The 15,198-nt window shown below is 62.7% G+C and carries 16 protein-coding genes and 1 tRNA gene; 10 read left to right on the forward strand and 7 right to left on the reverse strand.

What is annotated here, in order from left to right:
- The first annotated feature begins 21 nt into the window (after positions 1–21).
- The 5 genes from SAZ10_RS30325 (at position 22) to egtD (ending at position 4,133) form a co-directional block, all read left to right on the forward strand.
- Positions 22–339, forward strand: coding sequence for a hypothetical protein (locus SAZ10_RS30325; protein ID WP_318613205.1), 318 nt, complete (start codon positions 22–24; stop codon positions 337–339).
- An 84-nt stretch (positions 340–423) separates the two neighbouring features.
- The gene (locus tag SAZ10_RS30330) at positions 424–789 is read left to right on the forward strand and encodes a hypothetical protein (protein WP_318613206.1); all 366 of its coding nucleotides are present in this window, start codon (positions 424–426) and stop codon (positions 787–789) included.
- Between the two features lie 353 nt (positions 790–1,142).
- The gene (locus SAZ10_RS30335; RefSeq protein WP_318613207.1) at positions 1,143–1,595 is read left to right on the forward strand and encodes a plastocyanin/azurin family copper-binding protein; all 453 of its coding nucleotides are present in this window, start codon (positions 1,143–1,145) and stop codon (positions 1,593–1,595) included.
- A gap of 250 nt (positions 1,596–1,845) precedes the next feature.
- Positions 1,846–3,096, forward strand: coding sequence for an ergothioneine biosynthesis protein EgtB (egtB, locus tag SAZ10_RS30340; RefSeq protein ID WP_318613267.1), 1,251 nt, complete (start codon positions 1,846–1,848; stop codon positions 3,094–3,096).
- A 59-nt stretch (positions 3,097–3,155) separates the two neighbouring features.
- Positions 3,156–4,133, forward strand: a complete 978-nt coding sequence (gene egtD, locus SAZ10_RS30345) for an L-histidine N(alpha)-methyltransferase (protein WP_318613208.1) — start codon at positions 3,156–3,158, stop codon at positions 4,131–4,133.
- 146 nt (positions 4,134–4,279) lie between these two features.
- Here egtD and SAZ10_RS30350 read toward each other — a convergent pair.
- A tRNA-Arg gene (locus tag SAZ10_RS30350) sits at positions 4,280–4,356 on the reverse strand.
- A 107-nt stretch (positions 4,357–4,463) separates the two neighbouring features.
- Positions 4,464–5,630 (reverse strand): M20 aminoacylase family protein, encoded by a 1,167-nt coding sequence (locus SAZ10_RS30355; protein WP_318613209.1) that lies wholly within the window; start codon positions 5,628–5,630, stop codon positions 4,464–4,466.
- 244 nt (positions 5,631–5,874) lie between these two features.
- Here SAZ10_RS30355 and SAZ10_RS30360 point away from each other — a divergent pair, with 244 nt between their 5' ends.
- Positions 5,875–7,023, forward strand: a complete 1,149-nt coding sequence (locus SAZ10_RS30360) for a D-alanyl-D-alanine carboxypeptidase family protein (protein WP_318613210.1) — start codon at positions 5,875–5,877, stop codon at positions 7,021–7,023.
- A 163-nt stretch (positions 7,024–7,186) separates the two neighbouring features.
- Entirely contained in the window at positions 7,187–8,299 is a 1,113-nt protein-coding gene (locus SAZ10_RS30365; RefSeq protein WP_318613211.1) for a GTP-binding protein, read from the forward strand.
- Between the two features lie 85 nt (positions 8,300–8,384).
- Here SAZ10_RS30365 and SAZ10_RS30370 read toward each other — a convergent pair whose 3' ends face one another.
- The 5 genes from SAZ10_RS30370 to SAZ10_RS30390 form a co-directional block, all read right to left on the reverse strand.
- Positions 8,385–8,642, reverse strand: coding sequence for a sulfurtransferase TusA family protein (locus SAZ10_RS30370; RefSeq protein WP_318613212.1), 258 nt, complete (start codon positions 8,640–8,642; stop codon positions 8,385–8,387).
- Between the two features lie 31 nt (positions 8,643–8,673).
- Positions 8,674–9,987, reverse strand: coding sequence for a murein L,D-transpeptidase family protein (locus SAZ10_RS30375; protein ID WP_318613214.1), 1,314 nt, complete (start codon positions 9,985–9,987; stop codon positions 8,674–8,676).
- Positions 9,988–10,325: 338 nt separating this feature from the next.
- Positions 10,326–11,276, reverse strand: coding sequence for an acetyl-CoA carboxylase carboxyltransferase subunit alpha (locus SAZ10_RS30380; RefSeq protein ID WP_318613215.1), 951 nt, complete (start codon positions 11,274–11,276; stop codon positions 10,326–10,328).
- A 95-nt stretch (positions 11,277–11,371) separates the two neighbouring features.
- On the reverse strand, positions 11,372–12,283 hold the full coding sequence (locus SAZ10_RS30385) for a site-specific tyrosine recombinase XerD (RefSeq protein ID WP_318613216.1): 912 nt from the start codon (positions 12,281–12,283) through the stop codon (positions 11,372–11,374).
- On the reverse strand, positions 12,280–12,429 hold the full coding sequence (locus tag SAZ10_RS30390) for a histidine kinase (RefSeq protein ID WP_318613217.1): 150 nt from the start codon (positions 12,427–12,429) through the stop codon (positions 12,280–12,282). The genes SAZ10_RS30385 and SAZ10_RS30390 overlap by 4 nt, the downstream gene beginning before the upstream one ends.
- A 134-nt stretch (positions 12,430–12,563) precedes the next feature.
- Here SAZ10_RS30390 and SAZ10_RS30395 point away from each other — a divergent pair, with 134 nt between their 5' ends.
- Genes SAZ10_RS30395 through SAZ10_RS30405 form a run of 3 tightly spaced genes read left to right on the forward strand, consistent with a single transcriptional unit; the run spans position 12,564 to position 15,177 of the window.
- The gene (locus SAZ10_RS30395) at positions 12,564–13,178 is read left to right on the forward strand and encodes a shikimate kinase (protein WP_318613218.1); all 615 of its coding nucleotides are present in this window, start codon (positions 12,564–12,566) and stop codon (positions 13,176–13,178) included.
- Positions 13,175–14,296, forward strand: a complete 1,122-nt coding sequence (gene aroB, locus SAZ10_RS30400; protein WP_318613219.1) for a 3-dehydroquinate synthase — start codon at positions 13,175–13,177, stop codon at positions 14,294–14,296. The genes SAZ10_RS30395 and aroB overlap by 4 nt, the downstream gene beginning before the upstream one ends.
- Positions 14,293–15,177, forward strand: coding sequence for a transporter associated domain-containing protein (locus SAZ10_RS30405; protein WP_318613220.1), 885 nt, complete (start codon positions 14,293–14,295; stop codon positions 15,175–15,177). Before aroB ends, SAZ10_RS30405 begins: the two co-directional genes overlap by 4 nt.
- Positions 15,178–15,198 lie beyond the last annotated feature (21 nt).

The raw sequence follows: 15,198 nt of genomic DNA on the forward strand, positions 1-15,198 counted from the left end.
AATCGTGGGATATTGACCTCAATGCGATCTTACCTCGATCTGTTTGGATGGCTGCTTCTTTCATTTTCTCTTGCCGGGTGCGGCTGGACCGTGACCGCTTCCCACATGGAGGAAGCGGTCGATTCCATCATCTACGATAAAATCCCGTGCCCCGACCTCATAAGGCAGCGGAATGAGCTTGCCGACAGCAATGGCCTGGCTCGGGACGTGAAATATGTACCCCTGGGGGCCGATGCCTTCTCGATCGACTTCCGATCGGCTTCCGAGAAGGAGAAGGCCAAGGCCACCGCGCGGATCGATGCGATGAACCGTTCGCTGACGAGACGTGCCTGCAAATAGAGTGCGGGCTCAAGACTAGGACTTGCCGGTATTTTACGAATCACTGATATTCAAGCTGCCTCCCCCTCTATAAAGGTAGCTCGAATGCTCCAGCTGAACTGGATTTCGCGAGACACCACAGGACAATTGTTGCGTCTTTATGATGTTAACTTGTCCACGATCGACGTCCACGGCGTTTATGTCATCTACCGATCCGGCACGGTTTCAACCAGCCCGACCGCGATCCGGGTCGGGCAAGGAGACGTTGCCGACCGGCTCCAAGAGCATCGCGGCAATTCGACCATCAAGGCGCACGCGAAGATCGGCAACGTGTATGTCGCCTTCGCATCCGTGGCCCCGTTGCTTATCGATGGTGTGGAACGCTTTCTTGTCGATCGTTATCGACCGCTAATCGGGGACGTAATCCCGAAGGTGCTGCCTGTTCCGGCAAGCCTTCCCTTTGCTGCCTAGCGCGGCTTTCTTCGGTCGCGATAAGAGCCGCCAGCGCTTCTCGCAGCTTCATGAGCTGATACCAGTCCCACGGCGTCTCGTTGCCGGAGCCGATACGCTGCGCCGCCCATTCATCGACTGCCATGAGATCGCTGACCTGCATGGCTCCATTAGCTCCTGAGGAGAGTTAAGGAGCCGTTGACGCGCGGCTTTCGAACGCGTCCTGCCTTGTGGAAGACCTTCTGCGGGCGCTCAGCGCTCCCTTCTCGACGCGGGAATAGACTCCGGCGACCACCGTTAACAGTTCTATCGTGGCGGCTTTGCCCGATCACTGCGGTGCTCGACCGACCGCCACGGAACCATGGAGAGCACAAATGAAACCTGCCACATTCATCGTGTGGCCGGCGCGAGGCTCCGTGTTGCCTGCGGCGGTTGCCATCATCATAGCCACCATACCTGCGCGTGCCGGCGAAACGGTCGGCGTCACCTTGGCCGACCAAGGCATGGAATCCATGCACATGGACCTGAGCACGGACCACATCAAAGCCGGCAATGTGACGTTCAACGTGACCAACTCTTCCCAGAACCTGGTTCACGAGTTCGTCGTAGTCAAATCTGACACGCCCATCCAGGCGATGAAATATAACCAGGATGAGAAGGAGGTCGATGAGAGCTCACTCGAGGTCGTGAACGAAATCGATGACATCGATCCAGGGAAGTCCGGCACCCTCACCGTGAAGCTGGAGCCAGGCTCCTACGTCCTGCTCTGCAACAAGGCCGCCCACTACAAGCTTGGCATGGTCAATCACATCACGGTCACGAAGTAGACATCGCCCCGGATATTCCAGCCCTGGTGGCTGAGCGGCAATGCCGCCGGCGAGAACTATACATTGAGGCCGCGCCGACGGAGTTCGACGGCGCCGCCGTGCAGCATCACGCTCGAGACAGGCTACTGACAGTTCGGTGGAACTGATCGTGGAGACGTGAATTGTGCGTGCTTCGGCTCGCGAAACCGCGCAGCCCAGGAAGTCTGCGCGACCTCGAGAATCCCACACACATTCTGGAGATGACATGGCAATGTCCAACGTCCTCGCTGCACGCCCCGACAATCGTCCCTCCCAAGATCCCCACTCCAACGCTCCTCAGTCCAATGCCCATTGGCTTGCCTCCTACAGACGCGTGCGTGCCGAGACGGAGCGGCGCGCTTCATTTCTGTCGCCGGAAGATCAGATCGTGCAATCGATGCCCGATGCGAGCCCGACCAAGTGGCATCGCGCACATACGACGTGGTTCTTCGAGCAGTTTCTGCTGGCGCCGCATCAAGACGACTATCGCCCATTCGATGAGCGTTTCGCGTTCCTGTTCAACTCCTATTACGTCTCGGCGGGACCCCGCCATGCAAGACCGCAACGCGGGTTGGTCACGCGCCCCAATGCAAAGGAAGTCGCTGACTACCGCAGCTATGTGGACGCGGCGGTCGAGGCGTTGATCGAGACGGCGGATCAGGGCCTGCTCGCCCGCATAGCGCCGGTGATCGAGATTGGCCTCAATCACGAACAGCAGCACCAGGAACTGATGCTGACGGACATATTGCATGCATTTGCACAAAATCCGACGGCACCAGCCTATGATCCCGACTGGCGGATGCCTGAGGCGAAGCCGAGCGATCAGGCGTTCGTCTCCAATAGATCCGGCATTCGCCGCATCGGATATGAGGAAGGTGGCTTCTGTTACGACAATGAGCAGCCGGCTCATGACGTATTGCTGCAGCCGGTCAGGATGGGAGTGGGCCTCGTCACCAATCGCGACTGGCTCGAATTCATGTCGGACGGGGGCTACGCGACACCGACCCTGTGGCTGTCGGACGGCTGGAGCACCGTGCAGGCGCAAGAATGGCAGGCGCCAGGCTACTGGCGCATCATCGACGGCGAGTGGTTCGCGATGACCTTGGCCGGGCTGAAGCCCGTCGATCCCGATTCTCCCGTCTGTCATGTCAGCTACTATGAAGCTGATGCGTTTGCCCGCTGGGCCGGGAAGCATCTGCCGACCGAGGCAGAATGGGAAACGGCAGCTCGGGCGGACCTGCTCGCCGATGCTTTCGGCATCGTCTGGCAGTGGACGCGCAGCGCCTATTCGCCCTATCCCGGCTACTCCGCGACGGAGGGAGCGCTGGGCGAATATAACGGCAAGTTCATGGTCAACCAGATGGTGCTGAGGGGCAGTTCCCTGGCAACGCCGGAAGGGCACGCCCGCGTGACCTACCGCAATTTCTTCTATCCTCCGCATCGTTGGCAGTTCACCGGGCTTCGGCTCGCCGATTACGCCTGACGGCCCAGCCCAGGCTGCAATACCGATCGCCAACGGTAAGCCCTGACGGAGAATCTCTTATGGCTACTTCCTCTGCAGCACGGCAGATGCCGCACGACGAAGCTCGTTGCGAGTTCGCCCGCCAAATCCTTGCGGGGCTGACGGCATCCCCCAAGCACATTGCGCCCAAGTACTTTTACGACAGTACCGGGTCCGAGCTGTTCGAACGCATTACCGAGCAGCCGGAATACTACCCGACGCGGATCGAGATCGCTCTGCTCCGGCAAAATGCCCGGAAAATCGTGGGATTGTTCCCGCCAGGCGGGGCACTGGTGGAATTCGGCATGGGTTCGACCACAAAGGCGCGCATCCTGCTGCAGGCCGCTACGTCACTCTCGGCCTATGTTCCGGTGGACATCTCCGCCGACCACCTCCGCGATGAGGCCAAGCCCCTGGCGCTGGATTTTCCGCATCTCGAAATCCTGCCGGTCGCGGCCGACTTCACCCAGCCCTTCGAGCTTCCGCCATCGATCCGCTCGCAGCCGCGCGTCGGCTTCTTTCCCGGGTCCACGATCGGCAATTTCGAACCGGAGGAAGCGATCTTGCTGCTGCAGCGGTTCGCCAAGGTGCTGGGGGAGGGTGCCTTGCTGATCGTCGGCGTCGATCTGGTGAAGGATCCGGAGGTGCTTGACGCCGCCTATAACGACGCCCGCGGCGTGACGGCGGCCTTCAATCTCAATCTGCTGACCCGGATCAATCACGAGCTGGGCGGCAATTTCGACCTGCGATCATTCGAGCACCGAGCCTTCTATAACCGCAGCCGGAACAGGGTGGAGATGCACCTCGTCAGCCTGAAGCCGCAGCGTGTGCGAGTCAATGGCAAGGTCATCGATTTCCAGGCTGGCGAAACGATCCATACCGAAAACAGCTACAAGTACAGCATCGAATCCTTCCACGCGCTGGCGCGCAGCGCCGGGTCGAAACCGGTGGCGGTCTGGGTCGACACTCAGAAGTACTTCTCCATTCACATGCTGGCGTTCGAAGGCGAGGTCCGTTGAGACAGGAATAGCTGCCGGGAGACGATCGCACGCGACCTGCCCACACGCAACGTGCGCGAGGGAAGGGCGCGCGGCCTCCTGTACGCCGCTTGGCGGTGCGGGGTCCCTTGGGGAGCGGATTTTGCAAAAGGGGATGTCCCCCGTGATGGTGATCCCGACAGGAATCGAACCTGTGACCTACAGATTAGGAATCTGCCGCTCTATCCTACTGAGCTACGGGACCACGCTGGCGAACACATAGCCCTTCCCGGGCGTTTCGCCAACCCGCAAACATGATGCTTCGCACGAACCGGAGCGCGGCGCCGCGCTCCGGCCTTTTATCCCAAACTGTCAGGCGGTTGCGAGTGCCGTCTCGGCGATCCGCACCCAGTAGCTCATGCCGTGCGGGATCGCCTCGTCGTTGAAGTCATAGGCGGGGTGGTGAAGGTTCGCCGTCTCGCCATTGCCGACGAAAATGAGCGCGCCCGGCCGCGCCTGCAGCATATAGGAGAAGTCCTCCCCGCCCATGACAGGCGGCACGCTGCGGTGCACGTTCTGCTCGCCGGCGACGGCCGCGGCCGCGTCGGATGCGAAGACTGTCTCTTCCGCATGGTTGAAGGTGACGGGATAGTTGGGTTGGTACGCGACATGGATCGTGGCGCCATAGGCCGCGGCGAGGCCTGCCGAAATCGTGCGCATGCGCTCCTCGGCCACCGCAGCCACTTCCTTCCTCAGCGAGCGTACGGTGCCCGCGAGCTCCACCTTCTCGGGGATGACGTTATAGGCGTCGCCGCCATGGAACTTGGTGACGGTGACGACCACCGAATCGACCGGATCGACCGTGCGCGAGGCAATCGTCTGTAGCGCGCCGACGAGCTGGCTGCCGATCATGACCGGGTCGATCGTCCGGTGCGGCATCGCCGCATGGCCACCTCTGCCGGTGATGGTGATCGTGAATTCCGCGGTTGCCGCCATGATCGGACCGGGCCGGATTGCGAACTGACCGAGCGGCAGGCCCGGCATATTGTGCATGCCGAACACCCTGTCGATGCCGAAGCGCTCCATCATGCCGTCCTTGACCATCTCGTTGCCGCCGCCGCCGCCTTCCTCGGCGGGCTGGAAGATGACCGCAATCGAGCCGACGAAATTGCGCGTTTCCGCGAGATATTTCGCTGCTCCCAGAAGCATCGCCGTGTGGCCGTCATGGCCGCACGCATGCATGACGCCGGGCGTGGCCGACGCATAGGGCCGGCCCGTCGTTTCGGTGATCGGCAAGGCGTCCATGTCGGCGCGCAGCCCGATGGCGGAACCTTCGCCGAGGCGGCCGCGAATCACGCCTACGACGCCGGTGCGGCCGATCCCGGTGACGACCTCGTCGCAGCCGAACTCCTTCAGCTTTTCGGTCACGAAGTCGGCTGTCTTGAACACGTTGAAATTAAGCTCGGGATTGCGGTGCAGATGGCGTCGCCAGCCGGCCACCTCTTCCTGCATTTCGGCGGCTCTGTTGAGTATGGGCATGTCTTTTGGATTCCTTTCCCGCCGAAGCTGCTTCCTGAGGCGCCGTCGCCGCGACTTTTGCCATTTTGGCGTCACATAGGCTAAATAGCACCGCGTTCACATTTTACACCGTGCGGCCGATTTTTGACTCGGCGCGGCGGTCGGAAAACCTTAAGGACTGACAAGCAAGTTCTGCAAGAGGACAGTTCGGCAAGAGGGCAAGCTCGGCAATGAGTAAGCTCGGCAAGAGGGTCATTCGGAATAGATGATGCGGTCAGCAATTTCCTTGCGCGGGCTCATTTTCGGCCTCGCGCTCGCGGGTACGTCGTTCTGCAGCCCTGTTTGGGCAAATCCCATCATGCTTTTCGACCTGAACACGGGGAAGGTGCTCGAGCATCAGGATGCTTTCCAGCGCTGGTACCCGGCCTCGCTCACCAAGCTGATGACCGCCTATGTCACGTTCCGGGCGATCGCGGCCGGTGAGCTTGCGCTCAATTCGCCGATCAAGGTGACCAAGCATTCGGCAACCGAGCCGCCCAGCAAGATGGGCTTCAAGCCCGGCTCGGTGATGACGCTCGACAACGCCCTGAAGATGATGCTCATCAAATCGGCCAACGACATCGCCATGGCGATCAGCGAGAATGTCGGCGGCTCGCAAGAGGCTTTTGCGCAGCGCATGAATGCGGAAGCGCAGAGGCTCGGCATGACCGACTCCCATTTCGTCAACCCGAACGGGCTCTTTGCGCCGGACCACTACAGCACGGCACACGACCTGGCGCTGCTCGTCTCGGCGATCCGCAAGGAGTTCCCGCAATATGCCCCCTATTTTGCCATCCAAGGGCTGAAGGCCGGGAAGAAGACTCTGATGAGCTACAACAAGCTCGTGGGTCGCTATTCCGGAGCGGACGGCATGAAGACGGGCTTCGTCTGCGCGTCGGGCTTCAACATGATCGGTTCCGCAACCCGCGACGGACGGACGCTGGTCGCGGTCGTGCTCGGCGAAAAATCCGCAACCGCGCGTACCGACGTCGTCGCCTCGCTGCTCGATCGCGGCTTCCAGGCGAAGGGCACGCAGAATGTGACGCTGACTTCGCTGCCTCCCTATGGGGTGTCCAACGCGGCACCCGTCGATATGCGCGAGGAAGTCTGCAGCACGAAGCCGGCAGCGGCGCAGTCGGAAGCGGCGGACGAGCACGAGGCCAAGGATGGCAAGAAGGGCAAGTCGCCCTGGCTGGAGAAGATACCGAACCCGAAGCTGGTGACTGTCGCTCTCGGCGGCGCCACGGGTCCCGTCCCACTCGCGTGGCGGGACCAGGATGTGGAGGAAGCCGCTGATGTGCCGATCCCGACGCCGCGGCCCGACTATCCGCGGGTCACCAAGGCTGCCGCGCAAGGCGACGCGGTGTCGAACTAGCCGCTCTAGCCTATATCCTCGAGCCGCTTGCGCGTTGGCAGAGACTGACCTCGGGCGCCTCGTGAAAGCCCGCCACGCGGCTCCCATATTGGCGCGTAGAGCAGGGCTGGTCTGATATCTCAGGAGCGGGTCTACCGTTCGAACCAACGACCCGAACGACGCCATGCCAAACTTTCCCATTCCCGTCTCCGTCCTGACCGGCTTTCTCGGCGCCGGGAAGACGACCCTGCTCAACCGGCTGCTGAAAGATTCCGCGCTTGCCGATACGGCCGTGATCATCAACGAGCTCGGCGACGTGGCGATCGACCATTTGTTGGTGGAACAATCCTCCGACGGGGTCATCCAGCTCTCGGACGGATGCCTTTGCTGCACCGTGCGGGGTGACCTCGTCGACACGCTCGCCGACCTCGTTGAAAGGCTGCAGACGGGCAGGATCGCCAGGCTCGGCCGCGTCGTCATCGAGACGACCGGGCTTGCCGACCCGGCGCCGGTCCTGCAGGCGGTCATGGGGCATCCGGCACTCGTGCAGGCGTATCGGCTCGACGGCGTGGTGACGCTGGTCGACGCGTTGCATGGCGGTACCACGCTGGATGCTCATGTCGAGGCGGTGAAGCAGGTCGCGATGGCCGATCGTATCGTCGTCAGCAAGACCGACCTGGTGGAGGACGCTGCGTCGCTCTCGGCATTGCGGCAAAGGCTGCGTGGCATCAACCCCGGCGCGGCAATTCTCGACGCGCGCGATAATGCCGCGAACGCAGCAGAACTGGTGAAGTGCGGCCTTTACGATCCCGAGACCAAGAGCGCGGACGTGCGGCGCTGGCTGGGCGAAGAGGCCGGAGACCATGACCACGATCACGCTCATCATTCGCATGGACACGACTATGCGCATCATCACCGGCACGACGAGCGGGTGAAGACGTTCACGCTGAGGCATGAACACCCTTTGCCGTTCTCGGCGATCGAAATTTTCCTCGACCTCCTGATCTCGCAATATGGCGATCGGCTGCTGCGGCTGAAAGGCATCATCGAGCTTGCGGAAGACCCATCTCGACCACTGGTCGTGCATGCCGTGCAGTCGCTGCTTCACCCGCCGGCGCGGCTTCCCGCATGGCCCGACGCCGAGCGCGGCACACGGCTGGTACTGATCGCAGTCGACCTCCCCGAAGACTATGTTCGGCGGCTGTTCGTAGCCGCTGCGGGCACCCCTGCAATCGATACGCCTGATCGCGCGGCGCTTGCGGAGAATCCGCTAGGCATCGCCGGCTACCGGCGGTGAGGGCAATAGGGCAATAGGGCAATATGGAAGGAGAGCACCCTCAATGGCCGGGCCGCTCAAGGCGATCTCTTCCTGCCCTATTGCCCTATTGCCCTATTGCCTTATTGCCCTCACCCCCGCGCTCGACCAGGAACCTATGTCCCCCCTCGAAGGCGGCAGATTCGACGAGCATGTGACCGGCTTCGCTGCAGAAGGCAGGGATGTCGATCACTGCCAGCGGATCCGTGGTTTCCAGCCAGATCCTGCTGCCGACGCGCATGCGATCGAGCCGTTTCCTCGCCTTGAGCACGGGGAGGGGACAGTTCAGCCCCTTGAGGTCGTAGACGGCGGGTTTACGCGCCAAGCCGAAGCTCCCGGAGCATCATCCCGAGCGCTCAAAAGATGTTGCTGATGCGCTTGCGCACGGCGCCGAAGAAGCTGGGCGCTCCGGAGGTGGTGACTTCCTCGGTCTGGGCAGCCGCGGTGGCTGCCACCGGGGCGTCAGCCTGCGGGGGCTGCTGTTCCGGCGCCGCGGCGGCAACGGCCGCAGCCCGCTCCTTTGCTGCCTTTTCAGCGATCTTGGCCGCCTTCTCCGCCGCCAGAGCCAGGGCCTTTTCCTCGGCGATGCGCTTCTTTTCGGCATCGGTCGCTTCCTTGGCGGCCATCTTGCGGCCGACCTCGGAATCGATCCGGCCCATGCGATCGGTTACCTTGACCGTTCCATCGGCCTGCAGATCGGGCGGCTCGATCGTGATACGTTCCCCCCGTGCGCGCCTATGTGTCCAATCAGCCACGAGCTTGGCCTCCTCGAGGCCAAGGATGGTCGGCCGTGGCGGCAGAGGATTCGACTTCTTGAGCGCCTTGTCGAAGGCCGCCTGGTAGGTCGATTGGTATGACTGATAGGCGGTCTGGAGCTCGGGCGAAGTTGTGCTCGATGGGCAGGCACCAGTCGGCGAGAATATCGCGTTCGGGTTTTCGGGTATGCGGTTGAAGACGTAGCGCTTCTCGCAGACATCGACCTTCGGCGGCACCTTGGTGATTTCGAACTGGTCGTAGCCTTCCTTCAGCATCTGCCAGAACTTGTAGTTCGGGTCGTTGCGATAGCGCGCCATGTTCTCCGCCGTCATGCGGAAGGGGAAGGCCTGGATCTGGAACTCCGTCTGCCCGCCCTGGAATGCGTCTCGCCCGAAGGCGTAGATCTGCCCGATCTGCTCGTCGGTCATGGAGTAGCAGCCCGACGACGAGCAGGCGCCGTGCACCATCAGGTTCGAACCCGTTCGGCCGTTGGCGCGATCATAGGCGTTCGGATAGCCAATATTGAAGGCGAGATAGTAGTTCGAGTTCGGATTCATCTGCCCGGGGCGCACCGTGTAGAAGCCCTCGGGAGCCTGCCGGTCGCCCTCTATATATTTGGGACCGAGCTGGCCGGACCATTTGCAGATGTTGTAATCCGCGATCATGGCGTAGCGGCCATTGGTCTTCTGCTTCCAGATCTCGAGCTTGCCTTCCTCCTTGAAGATGCGGGCCACGATGGGCGCGTTGCGCTGCATGCCCATCGAACTCATCTTCGTCAGGATGGCGGGCGGCAGCTCCTTCGTGGCCTTGGCCGGCACAAAATCCTTGATGGAAGATTCGTTACAGCCGATGAGCGCCGCCGAGGCCGCAACGGTTACCGAAAGAAGTGTTGCTCGGGCGAGTTTGGCAAGCATTGGTCGTCCGGTCGTCTTTCGTCCCACGCAGCCGGTCCCCCTCCGGGAGGGCCGGATTCATCAAAGCGGCACGGTAGGCCCGTTAACCTTGAAATTTGATTACCGCAAGCGTTAAGGCGTCTCCCCCTCGCGGCACGTCATGTCAAGCTTGGGCATTTGTGTGGCGGAAATGCGTCGGAGAGCAGGGGAATAGGGCAATAAGGCAATAGGGCAGTAGGGGATTGGAAGACAGAGCGCCGAGCGCGGCAGCAAAAAAAGACCTTGCGAGCAAGGGCGGGAGGATGCCTTTCCTACTGCCCTACTGCCCTACTGCCCTACTGCCCTACTGCCCTACTGCCCTACAGATTGCGTCCCATCGCCAGATACTTCTCCCGCCGCTGCTCGCGGAAATCCATGTTCGAGCCGGCCAGTTCCGCGAGTCCCTTGGCGATCTGATCGCCCGTTGCCGAAATCGCCGTGTCGGGCCCGCGATGCGCACCGCCGAGCGGCTCGAGGATGATGGCATCGATGATTTTCAGCTCCAGAAGATCCTGCGCGGTAATCTTCATCGAGGTCGCGGCATCCTTGGCACGCGTCGAATCATGCCAGAGAATCGATGCTGCGCCCTCCGGCGAGATCACCGAATATATGGAATGCTCCAGCATATAGACGCGGTTGGCGGTGGCGATCGCGATCGCCCCGCCCGAGCCACCCTCGCCGATAATCACCGACAGCGACGGCACCTTGAGCGCGAGACATGCGGAGGTCGAACGGGCGATGGCCTCGGCCTGGCCGCGCTCCTCGGCGTTGATGCCTGGATAGGCGCCGGCCGTATCGACGAGGCTTACGACGGGGACGGAGAAGCGGTCAGCGAGCTCCATCACGCGAATCGCCTTGCGGTAGCCCTCGGGCTTAGCCATGCCGAAATTGTGCTTCAGCCGGCTCTTGGTGTCGTCGCCCTTCTCCTGGCCGATCACGGCGACCGGCTCGCCGCGGAAGCGGGCGAAGCCACAGACGATCGCATGGTCCTCGCCGAAGGCGCGGTCGCCGGCAAGCGGAGTGAAGTCGCTGAACAGGCCCCGCACATAGTCGAGGCAATGCGGCCGGTCCTGATGGCGGGCGACCTGCGTCTTCTGCCAGGGCGTGAGGGCCTTGTAGATGTCGCGCAAGGCATCCCTGGAGCGCTTTTCCAGACGTGCGATCTCCTCGCTCACATCGACTGCCTCGTCGCCTTCGGCGAGCTTCTTCAGTTCGATGATCTTGCCTTCGAGGTCTGCGACGGGTTTTTCGAAGTCGAGATAATTGTACATTCTTGTGCGGGACAGGAAGCCGGCGCCGGGAAACCCGGTGGCCTGTGAGCTTGGCCCCGGTGTGAAACTTTGACCTTCACATAACGATACCGGGACTAGTCGGCAAGCGGGTGGTGCTCGTTGACGAGCCTGACCAGTCGTTCTTCCAGCACATGCGTATAGATCTGCGTGGTCGAAATGTCGGCATGACCGAGCAATTGCTGCACGGCCCTAAGGTCGGCGCCATTCTGCAGCAAGTGACTGGCGAAGGCGTGTCGAAGCACATGCGGCGAGACTTTCGAGGCAGCGATCCCTGCCCGCGCGGCAAGCGCCTTGAGGTCGCGCGCGAAAACTTGACGCGGCAAGTAGCCACTCTCCGACGCTGCGGGGAAAAGCCAAGAGCTCTCCGCAAGCGTCGGGTCCTCCTTGCGCTCCTCGAGCCAGGCGCGCATCGCGCGCCGCGCCTTTTCGGAAAGCGGCACCATGCGCTCCTTGCTGCCTTTCCCGCGTACGACGAAGAAACGGTCATCGCGCAAGGCAACGCTGACCGGCAGCGAGACCAGCTCGGAGACACGAAGGCCTGTGGCGTAGAGCAGCTCGACCAGCGCATGGAGCCTCAGGGCCGCAGCTCTTGCGCCGGGAGGTGCCGCCTGCGCCTCCTTGGCGGCGCGATCGAGCAGCCGGCCGGTCTCGCCTTCGCTCATGATCTTCGGCAGCGAGCGGTCCTTGCGCGGGCTGTCCAGCGTGCCGGTCGGATCGTCGGGCCGCAATCCTTCGGAATAGAGGAACTTGTAGAATTGCCTGAGCGTCGACAGCTTGCGGGCCTGGGACGAGGCGGCAAAGCCCTGCGCAGCGATGCCCGAAAGATAGGCGCGCAGGTCGGCGGCGCTCGCTTCAGCCAGCCCGACCCGGAGCTGCTTTGCCGCGTCCTCGAGGTCGCGGCGGTAGGATTGCAGGGTATTGTCGCTGGCGCCGCGCTCGGCGCTCAGCATTTCGAGGAACGCCTCGATGCGGGCTGCACCCTTCATTGCTGCTTGTAGAGATTGTCGAGCGGCACCCGCACGGTCATCTCGGCCTTTTTCGGCTCGACGAAAGTGGCCAGCGCGAACATCGCCCCGTAGACGAGGCCGGCGATGACGCCGAGGGTCACGAGGAACCGGAGGAGTGTTGGCATTGTCGGTGGGGTGAGTCTTCCCTGGCGATTCTCGCGTTATGAGACGGCGCTCCCGGCAATTCAAGAGCGTGTGCAGGTCCTCGTCGGGCGAGTCAGCTTGACGCATTCGCTTTTTTCATGCGCATACGCTGCTCATGACGGAAGATCATGAACGTGGAAGGCCGGCGCATACTCTCTCCGGCGCAGAACAGGCCGAGCTCAAGCGGCGGCTCGGTGCGCGTTCAATCGTATTCGTGGGGCTGATGGGCGCCGGCAAGACTGCGATCGGCCGCAGGGTCGCGACCGAGCTCAGCCTCCCCTTCGCCGACAGCGACCATGAGATCGAGGCAGCTTCGCGCATGACCGTGCCGGAGCTCTTCGAGCTCTATGGCGAGGCGGAATTCCGCTCGCTGGAACAGCGCGTCATCCTGCGCATCCTCGAGACCGGGCCACAGGTGCTCTCGACCGGCGGCGGCGCCTTCATGAACCCCCATACGCGCGAAGTGATCGCGAGCCGCGGCGTCACAGTCTGGCTGAAGGCCGACATTGACGTGCTGATGGAGCGTGTCTCGAAAAAGCAGAATCGCCCTCTCCTCAAGAACCCTGACCCGCGCGGCACGATGCAACGGCTGATGGCCGAGCGCTATCCAATCTATGCCGGCGCCGACGTCATCGTCGTCACGCGCGACGAGCGCAAGGAGGTCATCGCAGCCGAGGTGATCGACGCGCTTGCCCAACGGCTTGCTGCAATGGAAGGGGCGACGGCGTGAGCGAGGCCGGTGATACGATCGTCAATGTCGGGCTCGGGGAGCGCAGCTACGACATTGTCATCGGCGAGGGCCTGATGCGCCGCGCCGGGGCCGAGATCACCCGGCGCCTGGCCGGCATACGGGCAGCTGTCGTTGCCGACGAAAACGTTGCCGCGGCCCATCTGCCGGCGTTGAAGACAGCCCTCGACGAGGCTGGAATCGGTCACGTGGCGATCGTACTCGCTCCGGGAGAGAAGACGAAGAGCTTCGCTGCATTGCAAGACGTTGTCGACCAGGTTCTTGCAGCGCGGCTCGAGCGCGGCGATGCCTTGATCGCGCTCGGCGGGGGTGTCATCGGCGATCTCGCAGGCTTCGCGGCAGGCATCGTCAGGCGCGGCATGAACTTCATCCAGATGCCGACCTCGCTGCTCGCTCAGGTGGACTCTTCGGTCGGCGGCAAGACCGGGATCAACACTGGGCAGGGCAAGAACCTTGTCGGGGTCTTCCATCAGCCGCGCGTGGTGCTCGCCGACACGGCTGCGCTCGACACGCTGCCTCAGCGGGAGTTCCGGGCCGGCTACGCCGAGGTCGCCAAATACGGGCTTATCGACAAGCCGGATTTTTTCGCGTGGCTCGAGAGAAATTGGAAGGACGTGTTCGTCGGTGGGCCGGCACGCGTCCACGCGATCGCCGAGTCCTGCCGAGCGAAGGCGGATGTGGTGGCGCGTGACGAGTTCGAGACGGGCGATCGGGCGCTCCTCAATCTCGGCCACACCTTTGGCCACGCATTGGAGGCAGCGACCGGCTACGACAGCGGGCGGCTCGTGCACGGGGAGGGTGTCGCGATCGGGATGGCCCTCGCCCATCGCTTTTCGTCACGGTTGAATCTTGTGAGTCCCGACGATGCGGCCCGCGTCGAAGCGCATCTCAGGGATGTCGGCCTGCCCTGGCGCATGGCCGACATACCGGGCGCGCTCCCGGACGCGGAACGCCTGCTCGACTATATCGCACAGGACAAGAAGGTGCGGCGGGGCGCGCTGACCTTCATCCTCACGCGCGGCATCGGCCAGGCCTTCATCGCCAAGGACGTTCCGGCCTCCGAGGTGCGCGCCTTCCTCAGGGACAACCATCCGGGATGACGCCGCTGGAATGGGCCATGGTCGGCATAGCGCTCGCGCTGGCAGTCCTGGCGATCGGTTTCCGCGGTTGGGTTTTCCGGCGGTTCGGCGTCATCGCGAATGGCAATCGCGCGGCGCGGACCGCGCAGGAAGGCGCTGCGCCTGAGGCCGGCCGCGAGGAGCAGACCGCAAAGCCGGAAGGCGGAAAGGCTCGGGGCTTGGCCGATCTCGAGGATTTGGAGGTCTCCGACGTGATGGTCCACCGCACACATATGCGGTCCATCAATGCCGACGATCCCCCTGAAGCGATCATGCGAGCGGTCATCCAGAGCCCGCATACGCGCATGCCGCTCTGGCGCGGCTCGCTCGACAATATCGTCGGCGTGCTGCATGCCAAGGACGTGCTGCGCGCGCTCGACGATGCCGGCTTCGACTTCGCCAAGATCGACGCCATGAAGATCGCCTCGAAGCCCTGGTTCGTGCCGGACACGACCCCGCTCGACGATCAGCTCAATGCGTTCCTCCGCCGCAAGTCGCATTTCGCCATCGTCGTCGACGAATATGGCGAGGTCGAAGGGCTGGTCACGCTCGAGGACATCATTGAGGAGATCGTCGGCGAGATCGCCGACGAGCACGATGTCGATGTCCAGGGTGTCAGGCCGGAGGCCGACGGCTCGGTGGTGGTCGACGGGTCGGTCGCGATCCGCGATCTCAACCGTGCGCTCGACTGGTCGCTGCCGGACGAGGAGGCGACGACGATCGCCGGCCTCGTTATCCACGAAACCCAGACGATCCCTGAGGAGAAGCAGGCCTTCACCTTCTATGGCAAGCGCTTTGTGGTGCTCAAGCGCGAGAGAAACCGCATCACCAGGATCAGGATCAAGCCTGCCGATCCGGCCTGACGTACAGTATCCGGGGCAATC

The organism is Mesorhizobium sp. BAC0120, assembly GCF_033542235.1.
GTDB lineage: Bacteria > Pseudomonadota > Alphaproteobacteria > Rhizobiales > Rhizobiaceae > JAWRCU01.